A 24,605-nucleotide genomic window follows, 5' to 3' on the forward strand; every position below is an offset into this window, starting at 1 on the left:
GGAACTTGTTCAAAAACCCTAAACGAAGTCGCCGCCAATGTTCAAGCACGTAGCCAGAAAGCTGGTTCAGGCCATTACCCGTACACGCAAATTCTATTATCGCCGCTTGCGGGAAATCGCGCCCACCGCGCGCGGGCATTGCATTCTTGAGATCGGAAGTGGCAAGCAGGTGAAGGGCCAGGAAGCCTATTCGGCGGTCCATATTTTCACCGATGTGGCCGAGTTCAGGCAGACGGATATGAACCCTGCCCATGGGCACGAAGTTCTGGATATCACAAGCATGACGATCCGGGATCGATACGACATGATCCTGTGTCTGAACGTGCTGGAACACGTTTATGAAACCGAAACCGCCGTGCGAAACCTTCATACCGCCCTCAGGCCCGGCGGTCGCCTGATCGTCGCCGTTCCTTTTGCTTTCCCCCTGCATGATGAACCGCATGACTATTACCGGTTCACGCGTTTTGCGCTCGAACGCATGCTGGCTGACTTCGAGAAGGCGGAAGTCGAGGTTCACGGCCCCGCAAAGATGCCATTTGGTCACTTTGTCATTGCAACGAAACGAGCGACCTGATGCGGGTTCGGATGTGCCATAACCTTCCGTTCGAGATATGAACGCCGAATCTGTTGCCCGCGCCCGACGTCCGCTCTGGCAACGGGGATTGTTGATCATCGCTGCACTCGGATTTGCCCTAGGTGTCTATCTCTCGATCCGTGCACGGCCAGAGTTGATCTCGGACCTCAATTTCGGGCCGCTATTCATTCTAGCAGCGGTCTGTGTGCCCTTTACGGTCTTGTTGAATACCGAAGAATTCCGGCTATCCGGCCTGCTGGTCGGGCACCATTTTCCGCGAATATCGGCGCTAGAGATCACCATTGTGGCAAGCGTTGCCAACATGCTGCCGATCCCGGGGGGGACCATGGTGCGCATTGGCGCCCTAAAGACCAAGGGCGCGAACCTGAAGGATGGAACAGCCGCAACGCTGCTGATCTCGTTTCTTTGGATCGGGGCTGCGTTTTTATATTCCGGCGCCTGGCTTTTGGTGTTGGGTGGAAAGGAAACAGGCGGGCCGAAGCTAGGGCCGGTCTTCTGCCTGTTCGGTGCGGTGCTTCTGGTCATCGTTGCGGCACTAGGGGCCCGCATGTTTAAACAACGCGGCACGGTCGCGCGACTTATACTGATCAAGATCGGTTTGGTTCTGACCGATGCGGCCCGGATATACCTATGCTTTTTGGTGCTAGGGGTTGATGCAACCTTTGGTCAGGCTTCGGTTCTTACGGTCTCCAGCGTCGTCGGGGCTTCCGTGTCGATTGTCCCCGCAGGCCTAGGCATTCGCGAAGGGACGGCCGCCCTGCTCGCTCCGCTGATCGCGCTTGGGGCCGCCACCGGATATCTTTCGACTTCGCTAAATCGCGTTGTCGGACTAATGGTACTTGCGCCTGTCGCGTTAGCCCTAAGTTTGCGCAAGAAAGCAGTTTCCGACGTGCCCGAAATCTGAAAACTGAAGGGGCCGCAAAATCCCTGCCCGGTGTACTCTTCCGGGCTCTGCTGCACAAGAAGGTTCTGAAGGTGTAGACGCCTCTGCTGGCCTCGATGTGCCATTGTGGGTTTGCAAACACCCTGATTGGAGGCGTCTATGGAAGAGATTAGTATGATTGGCCCGGATTTAGCGAAGAACGTTTTCCAGGTGCACGGAGCAGATCACACGGGTCACCCTATTCTGCGGAAGAAACTGCGAAGGGGTCCGGTTCTTGAGTTTTTTGCCACGCTGCCGAGATGCGTGGTTGCGATGGAGGCTTGCTCTAGCTCGCATTACTGGGGCCGCGAGATTGGTCGCCTGGGTCACGATGTCAGGCTCATCCCACCAGCGTATGTGAAACCGTTTGTGAAGCGGCAGAAGAACGATGCCCCTGATGCAGAGGCCATCTGCGAGGCTGCGAACCGCCCGACGATGCGTTTTGTTCCCGTTAAAAGTGAGGAGACCCAGAGCGCAGCAATGGTGTTTCGGGCCCGGGAACTTCTGGTTCGCCAACGCACATAGCTGATCAATGCCTTACGCGGTCACCTAGGAGAGCTTGGTCACATGGTCCCGCAGGGGGGCCCGCAACATCCATAGGCTGGTCGAGATGGTGGGCGATTGCGAGGCGGCCATACCGGAAGCGGCGCAGGCTTGCCTGAATGGGTTGATTGAAATGCTGACCCGGTTGAACAGCCAGATACGAGAACTGGATGCGGAGATAGCCCGCCGCGCGCGGGACAATGAAATGGCACGCCGGCTGATGACAGTGCCTGGCATCGGGCCACTCATTGCCACTGCGTTGGTTGCCCTTGCGCCTCCGCCAGAATCGTTCCGTCGAGGGCGCGACTTCGCCGCTTGGCTCGGCCTTGTCCCCCGGCAGCATTCGACCGGTGGCAAGCAACGTCTCGGGTCAACGGCAAAGATGGGAGAACGTTCGCTCAGGCGGTTGCTGATCATCGGCGCCAACAGTGTTGTCATGTGGCAGGCTCGAAATAGAAGGGGAACGGATCCCTGGCTTGATCGCCTGATCGAGCGTAAACCGCCACTGCTGGTTCGCATGGCTTTAGCGAACAAGATGGCCAGGATCGTTTGGGCCTTGATGAGCAAAGGGGAAGTCTACCGGGCTCCATCTGCGCGCGCCTAACACGCGCGACTGTGGGGCAGCGGAAACGGAAGAGGACAAAGGCGGTATGGCACCCGGATCGAAAGATCGGATCAGGAAAACCAGCTTGCAACAGAGTGCTTCGAGCACGTGGTTTTGAATTGGACCTGATCTGCTAACACCATACGGGCCGGCGGCATGTCAAAGCGCCGCGCTACAGGCCGAACACATGTCAGTACCCGAGCCGGTGCGAAATACCGACCTAAAATACCTCTTGCGTTTAGGGCGTCTACACATGTCGCAAACTTTTGTAGCTTTCTGTTTGAATTGAAAGGCCTGTGGTATCGGCGGTCCGAGTTTCATTTGGGGAATGCGGTTGTTGGTTATTTCATTCAAAGGTGCGTACTTCCCAAAGGATGTGATCTTACACGCGGTCTGCTTCTACCTGCGTTACGGTGTTTCATACCGAAATTTGGTAGAAGAAATTATGGCAGAACGTGGCGTTGACCTGGATCACGCAACGCTGAAGGGCTGGGCAGGCCGATACGCGGGTCTCGTAGTCGATACCGAAAGCGTACCATAAATCGTTCATGCCGCATGGATGAGACATATGTAAAAGTTAAGGGGAATGGATCTAATTTGCCGAGCCATCGATAAATACGGATAGGCGCTCGATTCTATGCTTTCAAACCGTCGGAATAAACCGGCTGCTACAAAGTTCTTTGCTCGGATACTGGAATGCATTGATCTTCCACGAAAGATCGTTGTCGACAAGAGCGCTGCGAATACCGCGGGTACAAAAACAATCAACAAGATGCTGAAAGGGTTTGGTTGTCTGGTATCGATTGAGATGGTCTGACGGAAATATCTCAATAACAGCATTGAACAAGATCATCGTTTTATCAAACGTCGGATCAGGCCAATGCTCGGATTCAAATCTTTCGCTTCAGCTGTATCTGCCTTAGTCGGCATTGAACTGGTCAACATGATCCGCAAAGGTCAATTCACGCCCGGACTCTCTCCGTTTCGGCAAATTGCGGAACTGGCGTATTAGCCCGCCGGTACAATGCTATCAATGTGGGCGGTTACAACTTCGCAACAGATCCCGACCGCACCGCGTTCCGCAAGCGCATCTTCAACATCAGCCGTGCTCAGGGCAAGCCAATGATACGCCCAAACTGCATAAGAAACGATTTCACGGGGAAACGGCCGCATTTGAGGCGCGACATCTCTGCAGGAGTATACATATCACGCGGCTGGCTCAACGCCACGGCGCAATCAAGTTGGTCAGGCCTCCAGCGCCTCTAAATCAAACGGCACAAGTAGCTTCTCGTTTGTTGTACTTCGGATCAGCAGTTGGTTTTCCAAGGCTTCAATGGAACTGACCTTAGCTGCACCGCGCCAACGAAGTGCACCGATGACATGGGTAATTTCAACTTGGCAATGGGAGGTCAGTTGAATGACACCACGCCCATTTGGAGAACCGTTTTCGCCGGTTCCCAAGATGGGCGAAGCTGCACCTTCTTCGACCCCCAGGCAGGCGAAATGCCGACTTGACCAGGGAGCATAGTAACGTCCGCCGTTTGAATGCCACAACATTGTCATCGGCAATGCTTGGGCCGATTTAAGTGATAGGAACACATCACCTTCCACTGGGCGAATTACCGCCGTCCACCCCAATCGCTCCTCGGGCGCGTCCAATCCGACAACAAAGTCTTCACTCTGCGGGGACCAAGGGTATTTTGACAGATTCACTTCGCCTTCCACTCCGGGGAAAGATGTTAGAGTATTGCTTTCAGCCGGATATCGCAGTGCTGAATAGCCCAGCGCCGGATCAACTTCCTGCGGATTTTGAGGCGTTCTCCAACACTGCTTTCGAGAGGTTTGGATGATCCCGCCATTGGGCAAAGATACGTTTGCATGATTTGCAACCGGCACCGCCCCATCACCACCAATGAAGGTGTGGCGCTGGTAGACGAATGGATGCCCAGGGCGCAATATAATCTCTTTTAGCAATCTTGCACCGAAGACCGTTTTTTCGAGCTCAACACGCAGGTAATTTTCGGTCTTTTCCTTTAGTATCCAACGTGAGTTGGGCGGCCACCCATGAAGCGGCGATGCCCCCTCGGTTGACCCGAATGGGGCGCAGAAAAAATCACCGCCCAGCTTCTTCAGATGAGGTGCAATGCCCTCGGGCAAGGCTTCGTCTGTGCCAACCCAAGGTGCGCGATGCAGTGGCGAAATCTCAACGCCGCCGTCATTCACAGTGAAGCTTTCGATCAACCCCAACTGCAAATCGAATGAAAGGCGGATACCCGTCGCAATCAATTCGATCACGAACTTCTCCTAATCAAATAAAATTACTCTATGAATACCAGCACGCGCCCATTTCCCACTCTAGTTTCGTAGGTTTGGAGATCTTCACATACCGGCGCCCTCAGAGCTTTTCCCGAGCGATAGTCGAATAGTCCATTATGCTTAGGGCACTCTATTTCATAGTCCATCACCAGACCGTCCGATAAATGCACTTGTTCATGTGTACAGAGACCATCGGTGCAATAGAACTCATCATCCACACTACGGAAAATTGCGTATGTTCGATCCTCGTGGTCCCAACGGATGACGTCTTCTTCCTCGACATCGTCTATTGCGCATACGTCAATCCAAGGCATTACATTCCTCCCCGATCACTACTCACAGCTCCTGCGTTTCGCTCGGGAACTGCCTTGTGCAAATGATCTCGATATGGGCGTGCCGTTGGCGGAAGCGTTTTACGAATTGCGTAATTTGGATCTACTCGCTGCTTCATGACGGAGCCCATCATTTCTTTGTAGCCATCCCAAATCGAGGTGTTCGGAGGTGGCAGATCATCCTTGATCATTTCATGAAGCGCTGGAAGAGAATAATATGGAACCATCGGGAACATATGATGCTCGATATGGTAATTCATGTTCCAGTAAATCCATTGGCTGATCGGGTTCATGTAAAGCGTTCGGGAATTCAACCGGTGATCAAGAACGTTCTCGGCCAGGCCTCCATGCTGAAGAAGCCCCGTCATTACAAAATGCCAGCATCCATAGACCCGAGGGCCACCTATCAAAAGTATGGGTATCAGGGATTTCCATGCGGCCCCTGAGACGAGCAAAACAAATGAAATCAGCAAGACAGCGGCGTAGATTGCAATGTGAACCCGCGCCCAAAATATCGCTTTGTGCCATTGGCTTTCCGGGATGTAATCCTTCTCTTCTTGTGACAAGTTCGCCATGGCATTTCGCATCAAAGTTTTGAGTGAAATCCAAGTCTCAACAATCCCTACAAATGCTAACGCCTTCAAGATCAGGTTGATCGGATGTATCCACGCTATTTCCGGATCGCGGCCAACAATAATCGTGTCGGTGTGATGCCGCGCGTGGCTCCAACGCCAATTGACCGGGTTTCGCATGATCTGGAAGGACGCGATGTGATACACAACGTCATTCATCCAACGGGTTCGAAACGCTGTTCCGTGTCCACATTCGTGCCAACGGCTGTCGCAGGCAGAACCGTATACGACCCCGTATGCAAACCAGAAAGGTACGCAAAGCCAACTACCCCAGAAGTACAACCCGCCAGCCGCAAAAACAAAATGCAGAGCGATCCAGATCACGGTATCGCGAATGGCCGGAGCGTCCCTGCGTTTCATGAGCAGTTTCAGTTTCTTACGAGGAATCTCGCTGTGATACCACTCTGCGGCAGACAAACCGTTTTCTATCGCTTGACGCGTATTGGCACCGGTCAGTGAATAGTCGCGAACGGAAAACTCAAAGCCAATGGGTGCAGTCGATCTACTCATACGCCCTCTCTATCGTTCATAGCGTTTCCCTCGAGTCTTTCTTGACCTTACCAAAATCGCCTCGGTTTAATGCTCGTTAACTGGGCGGTGCGGTGCTTGCCCGTATTACCAGTTCGACGGGAAGCGTCGAATTCGATGGAAGAGCATGGCTTGTGGTCGCCACTTTGCCCAGCAAGACTTCTGCTGCCCTGCGACCTAGTTGATGCCGGTCTTGTCGGATTGTTGTCAGTGCAGGAACGTAAGATCTGGACATTTCAATGTCGTCGAAGCCGACGACCGAAATATCACCGGGCACCTTCAACCCACCCGCGACCAACCCAGAGATCAATCCAAAGGCAACCATATCCGCAGCGCAGAATACTGCCGTTGGGCGCTCATCCATCTCAAGTATTTTTCTGGCAGCTTCATGCCCAGATTCCAAAGAAAAGTCGCCCCTTATGATCCATTCGGGCCGTGCTGGAAGCTTCAGGCGCGTCCGTTCTTGAACCATGCCTTCGCGCCGTGCTGTCGTCAGGACATTCCCATCGGGGCCAGTTACATGCGCTATTTTCTTGTGGCCCAAATCATGCAGGTGCCTGATCGCCAATCGTGCACCCTCAGGGTTGTCGCTGGAAATCACTGGAAAGGCCTCGCCTTCTACCCACTCACACAGAAATACGATACGGTCGTCTGCTCCGTATGTGACACATTGCTGAAGCGCATCAGATGATATTCCGCCATCCAATGAAATTGCGCCGTCTATCCGGCCATCCCGAAAGTACCCGGCAAGTGTTTCTTCCTGCAGCGGGCTACTTTCGGTATCGGTGATCAGAACGGCATAATCCGAGCCCGCAAACCCCTCGCTAATACCGGCAAGTATGCCCGAATAGAAAGGTTTGCCAAGATTGGGAACAAGGATTAGCACGGCCCCCGCCCTTTTCATCCGCAGGTTCCGGGCAGCCTGATTGACGCGATATCCCGTTTCGCGGATAGCATCCAAAACGGCCACACGAGTTGATTTTGACACCAGGTCGGGATTGGACAGAACACGACTGACAGTGGCTGTCGACACCCGCGATACACGTGCGACGTCCTGTATTGTGGCGGGTTTGTGCATCTTGCTCATGGCTTGGCAGTCGATTTCTGGCTTGACTCGAATCTCATGTGATGCCGATTATGTAATCGATTACAGTTTTTGGAAAGCCGATTTTTCCCGGGATGTAATCGTTTGCAAAATGATTTCGTTCATCATGGGGGAAGTGATGTCATCCAGTTTCAGACACTTTCGAAAGCCGGGCACTTAGATGACCGCCAAGGCCTCCTTCGATTTCACCGGAGCAAATGTTCTGGTGATTGGTGCAAGCCGGGCGGGTATTGGCGCTGCGATTGCACGGGCGTTTCAAAACGCCGGGGCGGCTGTTGAAATCACGGGTGTGGAACCGGAATGCATCGAAGAGGACGCCGCCCGGTTTGCCTACACTCAACTTGATGTCACCGACACAAACGAAGTCTACGATTTCGCAAGCACTCGCGACCATATTGACGTCTTAGTCAACTGCGCTGCGGTCACTCAGCGTGGCAAGGAAATGACTCCCGGATTCTTCTCCCACGTATTGGACGTAAATCTGACCGGGTCTTTTCGTTGCGCCGAAGCGTTGCACCCTGCCCTTTCCGGCGCAAAAGGACGCATCATCAATGTGGCCTCAATGTATGCGCGCTTTGGATCGCCACGAAACCCAGCTTATGGCGCATCAAAAGCCGGTGTAGAACAACTGACAAAATCATTGGCGATCGCGTGGGCCAAGGACGGTATTCGGGTGAATGCAATTGCGCCTGGATTTGTGGTGACAGAGCAATCTGCCCGGGCCCGAGAAGATTCTAGTTTCACAACGGCCATCGAAGACCGCACACCATTGGCGCGTTGGGGTCATCCTGAGGACATCGCTGGCACAGCCTTGTTTCTCGCATCGGATGCGGCGGCCTTTGTGACAGGCGCCTGCGTGATCGTGGACGGAGGGTATTCGGTTGTTTGACAGGAGCGCACGATGAGTGACATCGCAAAAATCCGCGCTGCGGTGATCGGGACCGGATTCATAGGAACGGTGCATGTTCAGGCCCTTCGGCGTCTGGGTGTAGATGTGAGAGGTGTTCTTGGATCATCGCCAGAGCGTGGCCGGGAACGGGCGCGCGAAATGAGCGTTCCACGCGCCTTTGACACACTGGATGACCTATTGGCGGATAAAAATGTCGATGTCGTACATGTAACGACCCCTAATCACGCACATTATCCGCAGGTGAAATCGATCCTGGCTGCAGGCAAACACGTCATCTGCGAGAAACCCCTTGCTATGACATCCGCTGAAAGCGCTGAAATGGTCGACCTTGCCAAGGCTTCTGGCAAAGTTGCAGCGGTTTGTTACAACATTCGCTTTTATCCACTGAACCAACAGGCCCACGGCATGGTCATGGCAGGGGATCTGGGTGATATCCGTTTTGTTACCGGACACTACCATCAGGACTGGCTTGCCAAACCCACCGACTGGAACTGGCGGCTGGAAAGCGAAATGGGCGGCACGCTGCGATCGGTCGGTGACATTGGAACGCATTGGGTTGACCTGACAAGCTTTGTCACCGGCTTGAAAGCCACGTCGGTCTTGGCAGAGCTGACAACCTTCATCCCGGAACGCCAGAAACCTCTTGGCCCGGTTGAGACATTCGCCAGCGGAACCGGTGAAACCGAAAGTGTGCATATCGATACCGATGATGCCGCCATGATCCTAATTCGGTACGAAAACGGAGCGCGCGGTGTGATGAGCACCTCCCAGGTGAACATCGGCCGAAAGAACTCATTGCAGTGGGACATTGCAGGAGCCAAAGCCAGCGCCGCTTGGGACAGCGAAACACCCGATCATCTATTCATTGGACATCGCGATGCACCAAACCAGACCCTGATGCGTGACTTCACCTTGATGAACGAACCGGGGGTCGCAGCTGCCACATTGCCACCTGGCCATGTCGAAGGTTTCGCAGATTCCTTCGTCAACTTTTTTCGGGCGGTCTACGCAGATGTCACGGCAGGCGGGCGTCAACAAAACAGCACATGGGCCACATTTGAAGATGGCCATTACGAGATGCGGTTCTGCGATGCGGTTGTGAAATCGGCGCATGAGAGCCGGTGGGTGGAATTGAGCGAGATTTGAAGGTGACGACATGAAACTGGGCTTACTGACAGCACCATTCGAAGACACTCAACTGAAAGAGGTAGCGAGCTGGGCAGGCGCCAATGGCTTTTCGACCATGGAGGTTGCCTGCTGGCCTGCGGCAGGTGGCGAGCAACGGCGTTATGCCGGAACCAGCCACATCAATGTGGACGGTCTTTCCGCGGACCAGGGTAGTGAAATTATCGCAGAACTTAGAGAGCACGGGATCGAGGTTTCTGGTCTCGGATACTATCCTAACCCATTGCACACCGATGCAGGCCATCGGGCTGAAGTCATTGGGCATCTGAAGAAAGTAATCACCGCTGCTGGTGTGATGGGTATCAAAGTTGTCAACACATTCGTTGGCGGAGACCGCACACTGAACCTCGACGCGAACTGGGACCGAGCCACCGAAATTTTCGACCCTATCGTCCAGCACGCACGAGACGCAGGAGTGCGCCTGTGCTTCGAGAATTGTCCAATGATCTTCAGCCAAGACGAATGGCCCGGAGGTCACAACATTGCCTATTCGCCAAAAATCTGGCGGCGGATTTTTGAGGAATGGGGCGATGCGGTTGGAATGAATTTCGACCCGTCGCATCTGATCTGGCAGTTCATCGATCAAACACGCTTTATCAAGGAATTCGGTCCTCACATGGCCCATGTCCACGCCAAGGATGTGATGGTCGATCAGGACGGGCTCTATGAAAACGGGGTGATGTCAACAGGTATGGGATGGCAAATCCCGAGACTTTGTGGGCTGGGCGATGTGGACTGGTCTGATTTCTTTTCTGGCCTTTACCGCGTCGGATACGACGGTCCGATCATCATCGAGCATGAAGACAGGTTGTTCGAAGGGGCAGACGAAAAGGTCAAACGGGGTTTCCTGCTGGCGCGGGATGTACTGTCGCCATTCATCAAGTGAAGAAATTATCAAATTTGAAATAACTAAACCGGGAGGAAAATGAAATGAAAAACCTACTCTATGGCGTGGCTGCAATCGCGGTTTCAGCGTCTATTTCAACCATGGCAATAGCTGATGGGCACAAGCAGTACACCATCGGTGTGTCCAACACCGTTCAAGGCAATGGCTGGCGCGAACAGATGATCTGCGCCATGCGGGCTCAAGCTCTGGTCGAAGCCGATGTGACAAATCTGATCGTTGCGCATCGCAACACGGATTCAGCCGGGCAGCTGGAAGACATCAACAATCTGATTGAAGCGGGTGTCGACGCAATCGTTCTGAACCCGTCCAACCCTGATGCTTTGAACTCTGCGCTGGAAAAGGCAATGTCTCAGGACATCGTCGTTGTTGCCGTGGATGCGGGCGTTTCGGCTGATGGTGCCTACATTCTGTCAAACAATCAGGAAGAATACGCCTACCTTGGTGCCAAGTGGTTGTTTGAACAGCTCGGTGGCAAAGGTGACGTTGTATATATGCGCGGTATCGCTGGCGTCTCAGCCGATACAGATCGTGACAATGGCTTTAAACGCGCCTTGGCAGAACATCCCGACATCAATGTGGTGCATGAAGTTTTCACCGGCTGGCAGCAGGATCAGGGCAAGCAACAAATCTTTGATTACCTAGCCACCGGTATCCCGTTTGACGGTGTCTGGACCAGCGGTATCGACAACGTAATCGTCGACGCATTCACCGAATCCGGTGCACCTTTGGTGCCGATCGTCGGCGCAGACAACGCGGGCTTTGTTCAATACTTGACCGAGGTTGAGGGCCTGAACGGTGCGGCGGTGACAAATCCCGGCTCGGTTGGCGGCGCAGGCATTGCACTGGCTGTCGACATTCTGAACGGCAAGGCACCTGAGAACAAAACCGTTCTTGTAGATCCTGTGCTTTGGGAGAATGCGACGGACGCAGGCCGTGAAACGATTACAGCGGCTCAGAATCCTAACCTGGACCCAGAGTGGCCTGTTTCAGTGACCGTTCCCGGCTGGACCGACTACACGATGGAACAGATCATCGACTGTAAGGGACCCGGCGAGGGCTGACCCCAACTGACTGGCCGTCCGCCCTTAGCTGGGCGGATGGCAACTCCAATACACTCGGTATTCAAGGGCTTCCATGAGCAGTACACCACTTCTCGACGCGTCTGACGTGGCCAAAAGTTTTGGCGCCGTGCGCGCATTGACGAATGCCCATCTTACGGTTGCCGAAGGCGAAATCGTCGCCTTGATGGGTGCAAATGGCGCTGGCAAGTCCACTTTCGTCAAAATCATTACCGGTGCCCTGAAACCCGACGCTGGACAGGTGTTGATCAGGGGCAAACAGGCCTTTGTCGGAAGTCCCGCCGAAGCCCGTCGATCCGGTTTGGTGCCGGTATATCAGGAGCCCTCGCTCATTCCCGATCTCGACGTTTCCGATAATCTCAGACTGACAGACACACCTGTCGATCTGTTCCGGGACTGGGTTTCAGAGCTTGGAATAGAAGACCTGAAACTGTCGGCAATGATTGGCGATCTGCCACTTGCCACACTGCGGATCCTCGATCTGGCACGCGCACTGGCTGTGGAACCGGACGTACTCTTGCTGGACGAAATGACCGCAGCGCTGCCGACAGACTTGGTTGAGCGCGTATTGAAGACCGTGCGGCGCAAAGCAAATGACGGTATGGGGGTGATCTATGTTTCCCATCGCTTCACCGAGATTTCGGAATTGTGCGACCGGGCAACGGTGTTGCGGGATGGCATGTCAGTCGGAGACCTGGACATTGAACCGGGCGTAGAAGAACGCGTTGTCGAGTTGATGTTGGGTCAGAAGATAGACATTGGAACACGTCAGGTCCTTCAAACAAATGAACCACAGGCTAAGACACCGCGCCTGAGCATTAAGTCACTGGCGTTCGAACCCAGATTCTCGGACGTTTCGTTCGACTTGTTCCCCGGCGAAGTCCTAGGGGTGGTCGCGCTTGAGGGTCAGGGGCAGGATGAACTGTTTGAGGTTCTGGCGGGCTTTGATCGCCCGACTTCAGGATCAATGGAAGTTGATGGGACACCTGTAAACTTCGCCCACCCTGCCGATGCCATTGCAGCCGGGATGACCTTCGTGCCGGGCGATCGTTCAGAGGCTCTGCTGGCGCAAAGGTCAGTCAAAGAAAACATCGCTCTGCCATTTTCAGCCCGGCTCAAGGACTGGGGGCCGTTAAAACTGCGGCATGAGCGCGATCGGGTCGCTTACGCGGTTGAGAAACTGCAGATCGACACACGCGCGCAGGGCGAGGTGCAAAGACTTTCAGGTGGCAACCAACAGAAAGTCACCATTGGCCGCTGGCTGGCGACAGGTGTTGAAACCCTGCTTTTATTCGATCCTACCCGTGGCATCGATGTGCGTACAAAGCGCCAGATTTACCCGCTTGTCCGTGAGTTGGCAGATCAAGGCGCGGCGGTTTTGTTCTACACATCTGAGCTGGAAGAAATTCCTCTTGCCTGTGACCGCGCGGTCGTAATCTTCAACGGGCGCGTGGTTGACGTGATAGATGCGGTCGACGCGGATGAGCAAACGCTGATGCGTGCGGCTTATGGCCTGACTGAGACGGAGGGCGCGGCGTGAGCGGGGCCATCCGAAAACATGCATGGGTCATGGGGTTAGCGGTTCTTCTCGTGGTTCTTTTGACCATCACAAAATTGATACAGCCAACTTTCGGTGCGTCCGGACTGGAAAGTATTGCCCGCGCCGCCCTGCCCTTTGCTTTCGCAACCGCCGGTATGGCCATCGTCGTAATTGTCGGCGGTATCGACCTGTCTGTTGCGTCTATGATGGCGGTCTGTGCTGTGACTGCAGCCGTTCTGATGGAGCGCATGGCCGGTGCACCGGCCTTGTTTATCGTGTTGGGGGTCGGGCTTTTGATGGGGTTGATCAATGGCCTTTTGATCGTTGTAACGCGCGTGCCCGACATCGTTGTGACGCTCGCCATGCTGTTTGTATGGGAAGGCGTCGCGCTGTTGATCCTTGAGACTCCGGGCGGCGCGACTGCAGATTGGCTGGAACAGGCAATACGCGGTCACTTTCTGTTCGACGGGCTGCCCAAGGCACTGCTTGTCATTGCCTTGGGCATCGCTGTTGTCTGGTTGCCAATCCGGCGCTCCAAACTCGGGCTCTCGATCTACGCCACCGGATCAGACGAGCTTGCCGCCTTCCGCTCTGGCGTTTCAGTGGGAAGAACAAAGATAGCGGCCTATGCGCTGTGCGGGCTGTTTTGTGCGATGGGCGGTCTAAGCCTCGCTGCGCTGACCGGGATTGGAGAGCCAGTTCCAGGGCCGTATCTTATGGCCTCGGTCGCGGCCGTAGTACTTGGCGGTGTCGTGCTGGGCGGTGGCAAAGGCGGTCTGCTTGGGCCGATCATCGCGGTATTCGTTTTGCGGATCATTCGGACGATCCTGACATTGCTGGCCGTCGATCCAAACGTGACCACGATTATCGAAGGCACGATTATGGTTCTCGTCGTCATGCTGGGCACGGCGGCTTCACTAAAGGGAGCCCGCCGATGAGCATGGACACCATAGATCCACCGATGGTCCGCTTTGGCCGGTATCTGCGAGATAACCCGATCATCCCGCTATTGGTCTTCCTGTTCCTGATGATCGCCGTGCTCGAAGTATTGCGGCCAGGTATCGTTACCCCTTTTCGTGCAGGTCGGGATGGGCTGATTTCAACCTTTTGGGTTGGCAACCTGATCAAGTTTGCAATTCCGTTGGCGATGCTTGCGGCTTGTCAGGTGCTGACTATGCTAACCGCAGGTATAGATCTCTCGGTCGGAGTAGTTGCCACAGTGTCGGCCTTCGTCTGCGCGACACTTAGTGCGATTTGGGGCGTGACACCTGCAGTATTGATCGCGCTGTCAGCTGGCCTATTTGTGGGTGTTGTAAATGGCATCGGTGTAGGATTGGTCCGGGTTCATCCATTGATCATGACTTTGGGAACCGGGTTGATCGCCACCGGCTGCCTACAGGTCTATCAACGGTTGGTTATCAACGCTGGAACAGAGATCCCAGCTTTCCTAGCGTGGCTCGGAACAGGTCGCACCGCAGGGATGCCAAACGGCCTTTTTGTATTCATCCCGTTTGCGCTCTTTATTCTGTGGCTCATGCGTTATACCGGATTTGGTCGGTTGCTGTTCGCCTTGGGTTCAAACGAGCAAGCCGCCAAATTATCCGGGGTACGCGCCTGGCAGGTCTATCTGGCGCTCTACGTGCTTTCTAGTTTGATCGCCGCGCTAGCTGGCTTGCTCTATCTCGGAATGATCCGCCAAACCTCGTTGAGCCTTGCCAACCCCCTATTGTTACCCTCAGTCGCCGCAGCAGTGATTGGCGGCACATCAATCTTCGGGGGCCGTGGCAGTTTCGCAGGCGCGATCGTAGGTGCGCTTATACTGCGTGTACTGGATACTATGCTAACGTTGATGCAATTGCCGGAAGGTGTTCGCACGGCCCTGTTTGGGCTGATCATCCTCGCAGTTACCGCACTTTACGTCAGGATTACGGGCACTCGCTGAAGGGAATTCCCAATGACCAAATTCCAGATCGTCGGTATCAGTTTCGATCACATGCATATGGGCGACTTGCTTCGGATGGTGCACGATCATCCAAACGCAGAAATCGCCGGTATATTCGATCCGGATCGGGACAAGATGCAAGCAGCTGCAACGACATTCGGCATTCCCGAAGATCGGATATTTACCGATTTCGACGCCTGCATGGCTGCGGGCCCCTACGACATGGCACTTCTTTGCGTGGCAACGGCTCAGCATGCAGAATATACCGAACGGTTGGCCTCTTACGACCTGCATGTTTTTGTCGAAAAACCCTTTGCCGCATCTGCAGACGACGCGCGCCGTATGATGGCTGCGATGGATAGGACCGACAAGCAGTTAATCATCAACTGGCCCTTACGATGGGTCGAAAGCCATGTAACCGCCAAGCGGTTGATTGATGAGGGGATGATCGGCGACCTGCGCGAAGTACATTTCTATGACGGAAATCGCGGGCCCCTGTACCATCTGGCCGACAAGGTCGAAGTCACCCCGGAAGAGGTTGAGCGTCAGAAACCAAACTCATGGTGGTATAAGCGGGCATCGGGTGGTGGGTCACTGTTGGATTATCTTGGCTACGGCGCGACGCTTGGAACCTGGTTTATGGGCGGCAAGGAGCCGGTCGAGGTGACATGCACAGTCGATGAGACACCTGGCATCGAGGTCGACCAACATGCCATTGCCGTTTGCCGTTATGAAACCGGGCTTTCAAAAATGGAAACGCGCTGGGGCACCTTCACCGACCCCTGGACAACGCAACCTCAACCAACATGTGGATTCGTCTTTGTGGGCACAGATGGCACCATTTCCTCGCCCGATTACGCCGATCACATAACGATTCAGACACGCGCAAAACCCGAACGGCACCAGATACCAGTGACCCCGCTACCGATTGGTGAGCGAAATGCGATTGAGTACGCCCTCGACTGCATATCCAAAGGAATCTCGGTCAAAGGGCCGTTGGAACCAGCGCTTTGCCTGACGGCACAACGGATTGTGGATACCGCGCTCCGCTCGGCAAGTGAAAAACGGACATTTAGGTTACTCTCATGACCGCAGACAGTGTCGATACCGACCAGTACGCTTTGAAATCTGTGCAACTGAAAGAAATTGAAGCACCGGGCCTGCCTTACCGCCCGCCGATGCCTCAACACTATATGCCCCGGATCGGGGTTATTGGTACGGGTGGGATTTCTGCAAGCCATCTTGATGCCTATCGAACAGCCGGTTGGGACGTCGCCGCAATCTGGAACCGTACGCGAGCGAAGGCTGAGGAGAACGCTGCTGTATACTGCCCCTCTGCCCGCATTGAAGATGACTGGGAGGCGCTTCTTGCCGATAGCGAGATCGACGTAGTCGACATCACGCTTCACCCCGAACAACGCATACCAATCATCAAGGCTGCATTGCAGGCGGGAAAACACGTGCTCAGCCAGAAGCCCTTTGTTACCGACCTCGATCTGGGCTATGACCTTGTGAAGCTGGCAGATGATCAGGGAGTTAAACTAGCTGTAAACCAAAACGGCCGTTGGGCCCCGCACCTGTCCTGGATGCGCGAGGCGGTTACAGCCGGATTGATCGGCGATGTTCTGTCGGCACATATCTCGATTCACTGGGATCACAGCTGGACCGCAGGTACTCCATTTGACGAGATCGACCACCTGATACTCTACGATTTCGGCGTGCATTGGTTCGACTTTCTTGCTTCTCTCGTCGGAGACAGGGCAGAAAGCGTATTTGCAACCGCGAATTCCGCACGTGGCCAAACAAACAAAGCGTCTCTGATGTCGCAGGCTTTGGTCCGTTTGGACCAAGGCCAAGCAAGCCTGATTTTTGACGGAGGCGTTCCCTGCGGACCTCGCGACACAACATACATTGCTGGTACGACCGGCAGCCTGACATCAGTTGGGCCAGATCTTTCGACGCAAACTGTGACACTTGAGACAGCGCATGGCATTGCGCGACCTGCGCTCAAAGGACGATGGTTCAACGACGGGTTTCGTGGAGCCATGGGAGATCTTCTTTGCTCCATTGAAGACAATCGAGAGCCCACTGTGTCTGCAAGAAACAACCTAGAGTCTTTGGCCATCGTATTCGCAGCAATTGCATCATCCGAGGGCAACAGAGAAATCAAAATAGGAAGCATTAGAACACTCAGCAACTGAATTGGAGAGCTCAAACAAAATCTATTCAATCTTAGGTCTATGCCCTCAAACTCGGACTGGTACAGCCCGACTTTTTCAAGCCGCTCACAAGTGAGATTCTGTAACTGTACCGGTCGTTCGGAAGAAAAGGCGCAAGAAAGCCTGTCTGAGCTTTCAGGCGGAATCTTCACACCTTTGCAATGCCACTCCCTCCAAAGGGGAAACCCATCATCGTTGGCTCTGTCGCAAATCTTTGACAGTTGGCGGTCTCGTGGTTTTCGGCTGCATGGAATCTGGCCTTACTCGGCCCAATAAAGCTCGATTTGATCGCTATTGGTTTCGTCGTGGAGGGACTGGATTCTGAATCCAAAGCACGTGAATTGAAAGATGAATTGCTGAAAAACCTGCGCAGCGATTGCGCAACGCGGAACACGCCTTTACCGACCGAAGAGTCTTTCAACTAAGACAGGGTCCGGCCATGCTTTGATGCTTATTGCGAAGCCGCGTATTTCCTTTCGATCAAATGGATGAGGTTACCGCACGTGTCATCAAAAATCGCCATTCGGACCAGCCCTGCGTCCATAGGCTCAACAGAAAACTCCACACCCAGACTACCAAGCCGTTCACGCTCTGCATCTAGGCTCTGTACCTGAAGGGAGTGGGTCGGATTCCCATCAGAAACCAGAGATTCTTAGTAAGGCTTCACAGTGGGATGGTCACTGGGTTCACGCGCGGCCTCGTTGGCAAATACGTGGACAGCTACGAATTCCAGGACGGCACGTTAGAACTCCGGTCAAAGGGCGTCCCACTGCCCTACTCTGCTTACGACAAAGACCAACGCGTGAGCCACGCGGCGATCACCGGGAACAAGCGACTAAGCGCAGTGCTGGAGCACATCAAGCAAGAGCAGGACAAGGCACCACCGAAGAAGCGCCGCGCCGGCACCCAGGCCACACGCTACACTCCAACAGGTCGGCGCAACAACGGCTGGAATTCAAAGCTCGCGAAGGTGGCGAAAGAGAAGCGCGCAGTCAGCCAGGGCTCCGATGTTTGAGGTCTCCAACCAGCCAGGCTGCACTTCCGTTTCGCGACAAATGGGACATTTCTACTTGGTTGCAACATGCACGTGTAGCAGGGTGGATTCACAAACGAAATCCACGACCTTTTATCAAAGCGAGTTGTTGCCGAATACTATATTATATAGTATATCTGTTTACGAAACTCCGCTTGTTTACGAGGCAAGAAATGTTCCAACCGATCATCGACAACACCAAGGTTCCTGCTGGCGGGCGCGAGGTTCGCCCCCTGGTCAACCCTGCCCTCGGTCAGCCGTTTGATGAGTTTGTCTGCGCCAACGAAGAAGATGCCGACAACGCCGCCGAAGCCGCTGGGCGAGCGTTCGAAGCATGGTCGCAGGTGCCACCGAAACATCGTGCCTGGGTGCTGGACGACATTGCCGCCCGTATCAAGGCTGCGTCCGAGAAGTTGGCAGCGCAGATAACTACAGAACAGGGCAAGCCGCTGGACGAGGCTCGTCTTGAGATGGCTGGGGTTGTCGGCATGTTCGAACATTTCGCCGAGATGGCGGATACCATGACCTTTTCCTACGAACGACCGGGGCAAGGCGCTCGCCGCACCATCGACATGGTGCCGGTGGGGCCCGTGATCGTCATAACCACATGGAATTTCCCGGTAGAAACCGCAGCCGTACATATTGCTCCCGCGCTGGCGGCGGGCTGTACTGTGGTGGTGCTGGCCAATAACGACACACCCTCGTCAGTTGCGATGTTGGTCGAGGTCATTAATGAATCCAGTCTGCCCTCTGGTGCGATAAACTTAGTCATGGGGTCGTCCTCGAAACTGTCGGACCGTCTGATCAAACACCCAGTTATGCGGCATTTGTCCTATACCGGCTCGGTCAATGTAGGTCGAGTTCTAGCCTCGAAATGTGGGGCTCAGATCATGCGTTGCACGCTGGAGCTGGGCGGCAATGCGCCCGCCATCGTGTTGCCGGGCTCGAATGTGGAAGAGGTGGCAAATGCTCTGATCTCAAAACGGTTCTGGAATGCCGGGCAGGTCTGCACCGCGCCCAACCGAATCTATGTGAACCGCGACCAGCACGACGCTTTTGCTGAGGCTGCGGGCGCCTACGCTCTCAAGCTGGTGCTGGGAGATGGCGCAGCCGAGGACACCACTATGGGACCACTGGCCAATATGGAACGTGTGCAGTCGATGGACAAGATCACCGCTGATGCGCTGGCCAAAGGGGCGACATCGGTGCTGAATGAACCCACTCCGCAGAACGAGGGCTACTACGCCCCGCCCCGCGTGTTCGCAAACGTACCGGATGACGCCCTGGGCATGGAAAAAGAGATTTTTGGCCCAATCGCCTGTATCGCCCCCTACGATGATCTGGATGACATCATCACCCGCTCAAATGATTGCGAGCTGGGCCTGTCGAGCTATGTCTACGGCCCCAATCAGGCCGAGGCCGAGGCTGTCGCCGCTCGACTGCAAACTGGCACTGTTGCCGTCAACCAGTTGACCACCGCCTATATCGATGTCCCTTTTGGCGGGGTGAAGGCCAGCGGACTCGGCTGTGTCGGTGGCGAGGCCGCGGTACAGGAGTATCTGTTCCCACGGCTGACAGCTGCGAAACCCTGAATTGAACTCCCCCAAACTGAATAGGGCGACCAATGGCCGCCCTTTTTTTCCATTGATTACCTTCAGCGCTGCGCCGTTTCCCAATTCGGGTCCGAGAAATACGGCAAATTCGAGGGGGACAGCGGGTCTTTGCCCAAGATCATGTCCGAAGCCTTTTCTCCGATCATCATCGTCGGACAGTTGAGGTTGGCCGACGGAATGACGGGCATGATCGAGGCATCCGCTACCCGCAGATTGGCAATACCATGCACCCGGCATTCCGGATCGACCACTGCCAGCTTGTCCACACCCATCTTGCAGGTGCCGGATGGGTGGTACGAGGAATGGCAGTTCTCGCGCAGCCAAGCCTCGATATCAGCATCGCTTTGCACCGTTGCGCCGGGGAATATCTCATCGCCGGTAAAAGCAGCCAATGACGGTTGCTCGGTCAGTTCGCGCGATAGGCGAAGGCCTGCTTTCAGTTCTTCGACATCTTCCGCGTCTTCCAGCATGTTATAGCGGATACGCGGGGCAGCGAAGGGGTCGTTTGAGGTCAACTTGACATGCCCCCGGCTTTGCGGGCGCTGGTTGGTGAACTGCAGCTGGAAAGCATGCTCCTTGATAAAATCGGCCGAGCCTTCAGCCACGGCAATCTGAAACAGTGCGACCTGCATGTTCGGAAATCGCACGCCTGCCTTGGTGCGGATGAAACAGACTGCATCAAAATGGTTGTTGGCTAACAGACCTTTGCGGGTCAGTGCCCAGTCAATTACCCCTTTGGCCTGGCTAATCAGGTTCAGTTGCCGGTAGAGCGTAACCGGCCTAGTGCATTTCACCTGCAACGAGGTCAGCGGGTGATCCATCAGGTTCTCGCCAACGCCGGGAAGGTTGTGCACAACCTTGATCCCGTGTTCGCGCAACTGCGCCGCCGGGCCGACACCCGAATGCAGCAGTATGGTTGGGCTATTAAAGGCTCCCGCCGACAGCACAACTTCGCGTCTAGCGGTAGCGGCGACTTCGCGCCCACCTTGCACATATCGCACGCCTTTTGCGGCCTTGTCTTCGATGATCAGGTTCAGGACCGTGCAGCCGGTCTGGATATCTAGATTGAACGGGGGATTTCGCAGATAGCAATAGGCGGTCGATGAACGGCGCCCATCAGCGACGTTCTTGGGCAGATAGCCGAACCCGTCCTGCTGACCACCATTTACATCGTCAGTGCGGAGATATCCTGCTTCTTCACCCGCCTTCAGAAATGCCTGCGTCAACGGATTGTCTGAGCCCATGGTCGAAGCGCGGACATGACCGTCGTGGCCCTGATATTCGGTATTACCGTCCACACGGGTTTCCAGCCGTTTGAAATAGGGCAAAACCTCAGAATAAGACCAGCCGCGTGCACCGCCTTCGGCCCAGCCTTCGTAATCCATCGGGTGGCCGCGCAGATACAATTGACCGTTGATCGAGCTGGATCCACCAAGCACCTTGCCACGCGGCTGCACTAGCACACGGTTGTTCAGATAGGGTTCGGGCTCGGTTTCAAAGTTCCAGTTGTATTTCGGTGCGTTATAGGCGTAGCGCATGGCCGCAGGCACATGAAACAACAGGCTGGAATCCTTCGGTCCCGCTTCCAGCAACAGTACTTTGTTGTTGCTGTCTTCAGCCAACCTGGCCGCAATGATTGCCCCGGCGCTACCCGAGCCGACCACGATGAAATCATAATCTGCTTGCATTTCGACTTCGTAATTGATTGTACCCCCCGATCGACAGATCAGGCGGTGTTGGTGACAGACAATTCGTCCTGGGTTTCCGCTTCAGTCAGTTCCTTCGCGGCGCGTGTTGTGGCCTGATCGATGTGCGTGGTCATTTCCGCAACAGCGGCGGCAACGTCACCTCTTTTAGCCGCATCGAGAATACGAGCATGTTCGCCGTGCAGTTTTCCTAGCTGATGTTCATGTGTGACCACGCGAAACTGTGTCAGTCGCGCAATGCCATCATACTGATCTGAAACGATATCCAGTGATCGTTGCAGCCGCGACGGTCCCAGCAGGGTCAAATGGAAGTCCTTGTTCAGCTCCACCATCTCCCACGGATCTTTGACCTTCTCAGTTCGGTTCAGAACCTTTTCACACGCTTTTAGGGTTTTCGCGGTATGCCTCGGGACGGCGTCCGCCAGAATAATTGGTTCTAACGCGCCACGAATCTGATTCATCTCCACAAGGTCCCGAACGTCGATTCTCGCGATGATCGGGCTACGGCGGGGGCGCAACTCGATCAGGTTTTCCGAGGCCAGCATCCTTACTGCTTCCCGCAGTGGGACGATCGAGACATCCATCTCGGCTGCCAATGGCATGATCTTGAGCTCTTGGCCAGGTTCCCATTCACCCGCGATGATCTGCCTTTTCAAAATCTCATAGATCGCTTTGGGGCCATCGCCGTAGTTGAGAAACTCTTTCATTATCCTCTTCCCATTTGAATGACACCGGAGCCATTGAATGCGCTGGCGGCCGCAAGCAAGAGATCGTCGCTGCCGAAAGACCCGACCAGTTGCACTCCAACCGGCATTCCCTCAATTCGGTCGCCGATAGGCATGACGCACGCGGGCAGATACAGCAAACTGCCAAGCATATACAGCATGTGAAGCTTCAGAATAGGCATATCATTGCCGTTCACCTGCACAGTTCGGCTGGCTGCATCATTGGCGAAACGAAACCGAGGCGCCGGACCCGCAGACGCTGGACACAGAAGAACATCAAATTCCTCAAAAAACCAAGCCACTTTCCGGCACATCTCCAACCTCTCCTCATGCAGGATCAACCAGTCCCGGTGGCTGAGGGCGGTACCTTTCGCGTTGCGTTCTGCGAGTTTGTTATTAGTGGCGGGCTCCAACTGCTGTCGCACGCGATAATCTGCAACAAGTTCAGTTTTCCGCGAGGTTTCCGCACGAACCAGTAAGTTCATCACCTCGGTCGCCCGTTCAAAATCAATATCGGGTTGCGCCTGGACAACCGTTGTCCCGGTATTTCGTAGGCGGTCGGTAAACCTGTCGAATGCTTGCTGATAGCGTGTATCAATCGGGCAGCCTGACAGCGTGGGCAATTGTGCGATTTTGATCTTTTTGGGAAGGGACTCTTTGTCCGAGGCGGGCTTGCTACGCAAAACCGAAAGTGCCAGAGCGATATCGCGGGCCGAGCGGGCCAGAGGACCTGCCGCTCCGATATCAGGTTCACGAAGTTCATTCAGTGGGCTGTGCCCAGCAAGCGAGATTTCACCCCAGCTCGGCTTCAATCCGAAAACACCACAGCAATGTGCTGGATAACGGATTGAACCGCCCTGATCGCTGCCGATGTCAATGTAGGACATGCCGCTGGCCACCGCTGCCGCCGAACCGCCTGACGACCCTCCCGCGCTGCGACTTGGATCATGCGGGTTGCGCGTCTGTCCGAACAAGGGGTTCGCTGTTTCCCAATCCGATAAATATGGGGGGATGTTGGTTTTGCCAATAATGATCGCACCCGCCGTTTTCAGGCGCGAGACGACATGTGAATCGGTTTCCGCGATACAGTTGGATCGGTCAGGATCGCCCCATGTTGTTGGGTGCCCGGCCCAATCGAAACATTCCTTTATGGTAACCGGAACACCTTGGAGTGGCCCAAAGCAATCTTCAGCACCGTCGCAGGCATCGGCCTGTGCCCTCGCGCCCGCTCTGTCCTCATAGACCACGGCATTGATCGCGTCATTGCGGTCATCGATTGCCGCCAAACAGGCTTCCAGCGCATCGCGCGCCGACACTTCTTTGCCGGCAATAGCTGCATGCAGTGTCACCGCATCCGGACAGAGGCCGTATGCCCTGTTTGGATGTGATGACACCATTTGAATCATCCTGCCTCCAAAACCTTGGACAAGAACTGCTTCAGACGATCATGCTGCGGATTGCCAAACAGATCATCCGGTTTGCCCTGCTCGACCATCTTGCCGCCGTCGAAGAAACAGACACGATCCGACACTTCGCGCGCAAAGCCCATCTGGTGTGTGACCAACAGCATGGTGTAATCGCCGGATTTCGCCAGATCGCGGATCACCTCTAGTACTTCACCGACCATTTCCGGGTCCAGCGCTGATGTCGGCTCGTCAAACAGCAAAATTTCGGGATGCATTGCAAGTGTTCGAGCGATGGCAACACGCTGTTGCTGGCCACCTGATAGCTGACTGGGATAGTGATTGGCCTTTTCCGCCAGCCCCACCATTTCCAGCAACCGCATGGATTCCTCAGTCGCCTCGGCTTTGGACTTGCCTTGAGTGTGGATCGGACTTTCGTTGCAGTTATCCAATGCCGTCATGTGCGGAAAGAGGTTGAAGCTCTGAAACACCATTCCAATCTTGGACCGAATGCGACGGATATGTGCCTTGGACGCATCCACCAGCTGGCCGTCCACGTTCATCTTGTTCAGCGGCTCGCCGTTAACATACATGGTACCGCCCTGAATGCCCTCCAACGTCATCAGAACACGCAAAACGGTGGTTTTACCCGAGCCAGAGGGGCCGATGATCGAGACCACCTCGCCATTATCGACCGAGAAGTCCAGATCCTTGAGGACCTGCAGCGCCCCATAGGCCTTGAGGACTTTGTCGAATTGAATCATGG

General features: G+C 54.8%; 20 protein-coding genes and 4 pseudogenes. 15 read left to right on the forward strand and 9 right to left on the reverse strand.

Features of this window, described 5'->3' with window-relative positions; genetic code table 11:
- Positions 1-37: 37 nt before the first annotated feature.
- The 4 genes and pseudogenes from Q1B46_RS17085 (at position 38) to Q1B46_RS17100 (ending at position 3,676) form a co-directional block, all read left to right on the forward strand.
- Entirely contained in the window at positions 38-574 is a 537-nt protein-coding gene (locus Q1B46_RS17085; protein ID WP_299949848.1) for a methyltransferase domain-containing protein, read from the forward strand.
- 37 nt (positions 575-611) lie between these two features.
- Entirely contained in the window at positions 612-1,499 is an 888-nt protein-coding gene (locus Q1B46_RS17090) for a lysylphosphatidylglycerol synthase domain-containing protein (RefSeq protein ID WP_299949850.1), read from the forward strand.
- Between the two features lie 138 nt (positions 1,500-1,637).
- A pseudogene (locus Q1B46_RS17095) lies at positions 1,638-2,664 on the forward strand (IS110 family transposase).
- Between the two features lie 337 nt (positions 2,665-3,001).
- Positions 3,002-3,676, forward strand: a pseudogene (locus tag Q1B46_RS17100) (IS6 family transposase).
- Between the two features lie 53 nt (positions 3,677-3,729).
- Here the strand turns inward: Q1B46_RS17100 and Q1B46_RS17105 are convergent.
- The 5 genes and pseudogenes from Q1B46_RS17105 to Q1B46_RS17125 form a co-directional block, all read right to left on the reverse strand.
- Positions 3,730-3,869 (reverse strand): annotated as a pseudogene (locus tag Q1B46_RS17105) (IS6 family transposase); the annotation flags it as partial.
- A gap of 40 nt (positions 3,870-3,909) precedes the next feature.
- Positions 3,910-4,905 carry a hypothetical protein gene (locus Q1B46_RS17110; RefSeq protein ID WP_299949852.1) on the reverse strand — a complete coding sequence of 332 codons (996 nt, stop codon included), beginning with the start codon at positions 4,903-4,905 and terminating at the stop codon, positions 3,910-3,912.
- 77 nt (positions 4,906-4,982) lie between these two features.
- Positions 4,983-5,294: a MocE family 2Fe-2S type ferredoxin gene (locus Q1B46_RS17115; RefSeq protein ID WP_299949854.1), complete on the reverse strand. Its 312-nt coding sequence runs from the start codon at positions 5,292-5,294 to the stop codon at positions 4,983-4,985.
- Positions 5,294-6,454: a fatty acid desaturase family protein gene (locus Q1B46_RS17120; protein ID WP_299949856.1), complete on the reverse strand. Its 1,161-nt coding sequence runs from the start codon at positions 6,452-6,454 to the stop codon at positions 5,294-5,296. The genes Q1B46_RS17115 and Q1B46_RS17120 overlap by 1 nt, the downstream gene beginning before the upstream one ends.
- Before the next feature lie 76 nt (positions 6,455-6,530).
- A complete protein-coding gene (locus tag Q1B46_RS17125; RefSeq protein ID WP_299949858.1) occupies positions 6,531-7,559 on the reverse strand; it encodes a LacI family DNA-binding transcriptional regulator in 1,029 nt (342 codons plus the stop codon).
- A gap of 178 nt (positions 7,560-7,737) precedes the next feature.
- Between Q1B46_RS17125 and Q1B46_RS17130 the strand changes: the two genes are divergently transcribed.
- From Q1B46_RS17130 to Q1B46_RS17180, 11 genes and pseudogenes are all read left to right on the forward strand, one after another.
- Positions 7,738-8,466, forward strand: coding sequence for an SDR family oxidoreductase (locus Q1B46_RS17130; RefSeq protein ID WP_299949860.1), 729 nt, complete (start codon positions 7,738-7,740; stop codon positions 8,464-8,466).
- 12 nt (positions 8,467-8,478) lie between these two features.
- Positions 8,479-9,633, forward strand: a complete 1,155-nt coding sequence (locus Q1B46_RS17135; RefSeq protein ID WP_299669680.1) for a Gfo/Idh/MocA family oxidoreductase — start codon at positions 8,479-8,481, stop codon at positions 9,631-9,633.
- A 10-nt stretch (positions 9,634-9,643) separates the two neighbouring features.
- Positions 9,644-10,558 (forward strand): sugar phosphate isomerase/epimerase, encoded by a 915-nt coding sequence (locus Q1B46_RS17140; protein WP_299949863.1) that lies wholly within the window; start codon positions 9,644-9,646, stop codon positions 10,556-10,558.
- Positions 10,559-10,602: 44 nt separating this feature from the next.
- Positions 10,603-11,640, forward strand: coding sequence for an ABC transporter substrate-binding protein (locus Q1B46_RS17145; RefSeq protein ID WP_299669676.1), 1,038 nt, complete (start codon positions 10,603-10,605; stop codon positions 11,638-11,640).
- 73 nt (positions 11,641-11,713) lie between these two features.
- The gene (locus Q1B46_RS17150) at positions 11,714-13,198 is read left to right on the forward strand and encodes a sugar ABC transporter ATP-binding protein (protein ID WP_299949865.1); all 1,485 of its coding nucleotides are present in this window, start codon (positions 11,714-11,716) and stop codon (positions 13,196-13,198) included.
- Positions 13,195-14,136, forward strand: coding sequence for an ABC transporter permease (locus tag Q1B46_RS17155; protein WP_299949867.1), 942 nt, complete (start codon positions 13,195-13,197; stop codon positions 14,134-14,136). Before Q1B46_RS17150 ends, Q1B46_RS17155 begins: the two co-directional genes overlap by 4 nt.
- Complete coding sequence (locus Q1B46_RS17160; RefSeq protein ID WP_299949869.1) at positions 14,133-15,140, forward strand: ABC transporter permease; 1,008 nt, start codon at positions 14,133-14,135, stop codon at positions 15,138-15,140. Before Q1B46_RS17155 ends, Q1B46_RS17160 begins: the two co-directional genes overlap by 4 nt.
- Positions 15,141-15,152: 12 nt before the next feature.
- Positions 15,153-16,229: a Gfo/Idh/MocA family oxidoreductase gene (locus Q1B46_RS17165; RefSeq protein WP_299949872.1), complete on the forward strand. Its 1,077-nt coding sequence runs from the start codon at positions 15,153-15,155 to the stop codon at positions 16,227-16,229.
- Positions 16,226-17,341, forward strand: a complete 1,116-nt coding sequence (locus tag Q1B46_RS17170; protein ID WP_299949874.1) for a Gfo/Idh/MocA family oxidoreductase — start codon at positions 16,226-16,228, stop codon at positions 17,339-17,341. Before Q1B46_RS17165 ends, Q1B46_RS17170 begins: the two co-directional genes overlap by 4 nt.
- 706 nt (positions 17,342-18,047) lie before the next feature.
- Positions 18,048-18,374, forward strand: a pseudogene (locus tag Q1B46_RS17175) (ISNCY family transposase); the annotation flags it as partial.
- 191 nt (positions 18,375-18,565) lie between these two features.
- Positions 18,566-19,984 (forward strand): aldehyde dehydrogenase family protein, encoded by a 1,419-nt coding sequence (locus tag Q1B46_RS17180; protein WP_299949876.1) that lies wholly within the window; start codon positions 18,566-18,568, stop codon positions 19,982-19,984.
- Between the two features lie 62 nt (positions 19,985-20,046).
- Here Q1B46_RS17180 and Q1B46_RS17185 read toward each other — a convergent pair whose 3' ends face one another.
- Genes Q1B46_RS17185 through ehuA form a run of 4 tightly spaced genes read right to left on the reverse strand, consistent with a single transcriptional unit; the run spans position 20,047 to position 24,603 of the window.
- Positions 20,047-21,693: a choline dehydrogenase gene (locus Q1B46_RS17185; protein ID WP_299949878.1), complete on the reverse strand. Its 1,647-nt coding sequence runs from the start codon at positions 21,691-21,693 to the stop codon at positions 20,047-20,049.
- A gap of 38 nt (positions 21,694-21,731) precedes the next feature.
- The gene (locus Q1B46_RS17190; RefSeq protein ID WP_299949880.1) at positions 21,732-22,418 is read right to left on the reverse strand and encodes a GntR family transcriptional regulator; all 687 of its coding nucleotides are present in this window, start codon (positions 22,416-22,418) and stop codon (positions 21,732-21,734) included.
- Positions 22,418-23,833: an amidase family protein gene (locus Q1B46_RS17195; RefSeq protein WP_299949882.1), complete on the reverse strand. Its 1,416-nt coding sequence runs from the start codon at positions 23,831-23,833 to the stop codon at positions 22,418-22,420. The genes Q1B46_RS17190 and Q1B46_RS17195 overlap by 1 nt, the downstream gene beginning before the upstream one ends.
- 5 nt (positions 23,834-23,838) lie before the next feature.
- Positions 23,839-24,603 (reverse strand): ectoine/hydroxyectoine ABC transporter ATP-binding protein EhuA, encoded by a 765-nt coding sequence (gene ehuA / locus Q1B46_RS17200; RefSeq protein WP_366871601.1) that lies wholly within the window; start codon positions 24,601-24,603, stop codon positions 23,839-23,841.
- Positions 24,604-24,605: the final 2 nt, after the last annotated feature.

The organism is uncultured Ruegeria sp. (assembly GCF_947500045.1).
Taxonomy (GTDB): Bacteria; Pseudomonadota; Alphaproteobacteria; order Rhodobacterales; family Rhodobacteraceae; genus Ruegeria.

What these genes read in the sequence shown, in the direction of transcription:
- Q1B46_RS17120 (WP_299949856.1), bottom strand. Translation starts at nt 6,454, where the DNA reads ATGAGTAGATCGACTGCACCCATTGGCTTTGAGTTTTCCGTTCGCGAC.
- Q1B46_RS17115 (WP_299949854.1), bottom strand. Translation starts at nt 5,294, where the DNA reads ATGCCTTGGATTGACGTATGCGCAATAGACGATGTCGAGGAAGAAGAC.
- Q1B46_RS17195 (WP_299949882.1), bottom strand. Translation starts at nt 23,833, where the DNA reads ATGGTGTCATCACATCCAAACAGGGCATACGGCCTCTGTCCGGATGCG.
- Q1B46_RS17170 (WP_299949874.1), top strand. Translation starts at nt 16,226, where the DNA reads ATGACCGCAGACAGTGTCGATACCGACCAGTACGCTTTGAAATCTGTG.
- Q1B46_RS17135 (WP_299669680.1), top strand. Translation starts at nt 8,479, where the DNA reads ATGAGTGACATCGCAAAAATCCGCGCTGCGGTGATCGGGACCGGATTC.
- Q1B46_RS17090 (WP_299949850.1), top strand. Translation starts at nt 612, where the DNA reads ATGAACGCCGAATCTGTTGCCCGCGCCCGACGTCCGCTCTGGCAACGG.
- Q1B46_RS17145 (WP_299669676.1), top strand. Translation starts at nt 10,603, where the DNA reads ATGAAAAACCTACTCTATGGCGTGGCTGCAATCGCGGTTTCAGCGTCT.
- ehuA (WP_366871601.1), bottom strand. Translation starts at nt 24,603, where the DNA reads ATGATTCAATTCGACAAAGTCCTCAAGGCCTATGGGGCGCTGCAGGTC.
- Q1B46_RS17140 (WP_299949863.1), top strand. Translation starts at nt 9,644, where the DNA reads ATGAAACTGGGCTTACTGACAGCACCATTCGAAGACACTCAACTGAAA.
- Q1B46_RS17085 (WP_299949848.1), top strand. Translation starts at nt 38, where the DNA reads ATGTTCAAGCACGTAGCCAGAAAGCTGGTTCAGGCCATTACCCGTACA.
- Q1B46_RS17185 (WP_299949878.1), bottom strand. Translation starts at nt 21,693, where the DNA reads ATGCAAGCAGATTATGATTTCATCGTGGTCGGCTCGGGTAGCGCCGGG.
- Q1B46_RS17160 (WP_299949869.1), top strand. Translation starts at nt 14,133, where the DNA reads ATGAGCATGGACACCATAGATCCACCGATGGTCCGCTTTGGCCGGTAT.
- Q1B46_RS17150 (WP_299949865.1), top strand. Translation starts at nt 11,714, where the DNA reads ATGAGCAGTACACCACTTCTCGACGCGTCTGACGTGGCCAAAAGTTTT.
- Q1B46_RS17130 (WP_299949860.1), top strand. Translation starts at nt 7,738, where the DNA reads ATGACCGCCAAGGCCTCCTTCGATTTCACCGGAGCAAATGTTCTGGTG.
- Q1B46_RS17165 (WP_299949872.1), top strand. Translation starts at nt 15,153, where the DNA reads ATGACCAAATTCCAGATCGTCGGTATCAGTTTCGATCACATGCATATG.
- Q1B46_RS17190 (WP_299949880.1), bottom strand. Translation starts at nt 22,418, where the DNA reads ATGAAAGAGTTTCTCAACTACGGCGATGGCCCCAAAGCGATCTATGAG.
- Q1B46_RS17125 (WP_299949858.1), bottom strand. Translation starts at nt 7,559, where the DNA reads ATGAGCAAGATGCACAAACCCGCCACAATACAGGACGTCGCACGTGTA.
- Q1B46_RS17180 (WP_299949876.1), top strand. Translation starts at nt 18,566, where the DNA reads ATGTTCCAACCGATCATCGACAACACCAAGGTTCCTGCTGGCGGGCGC.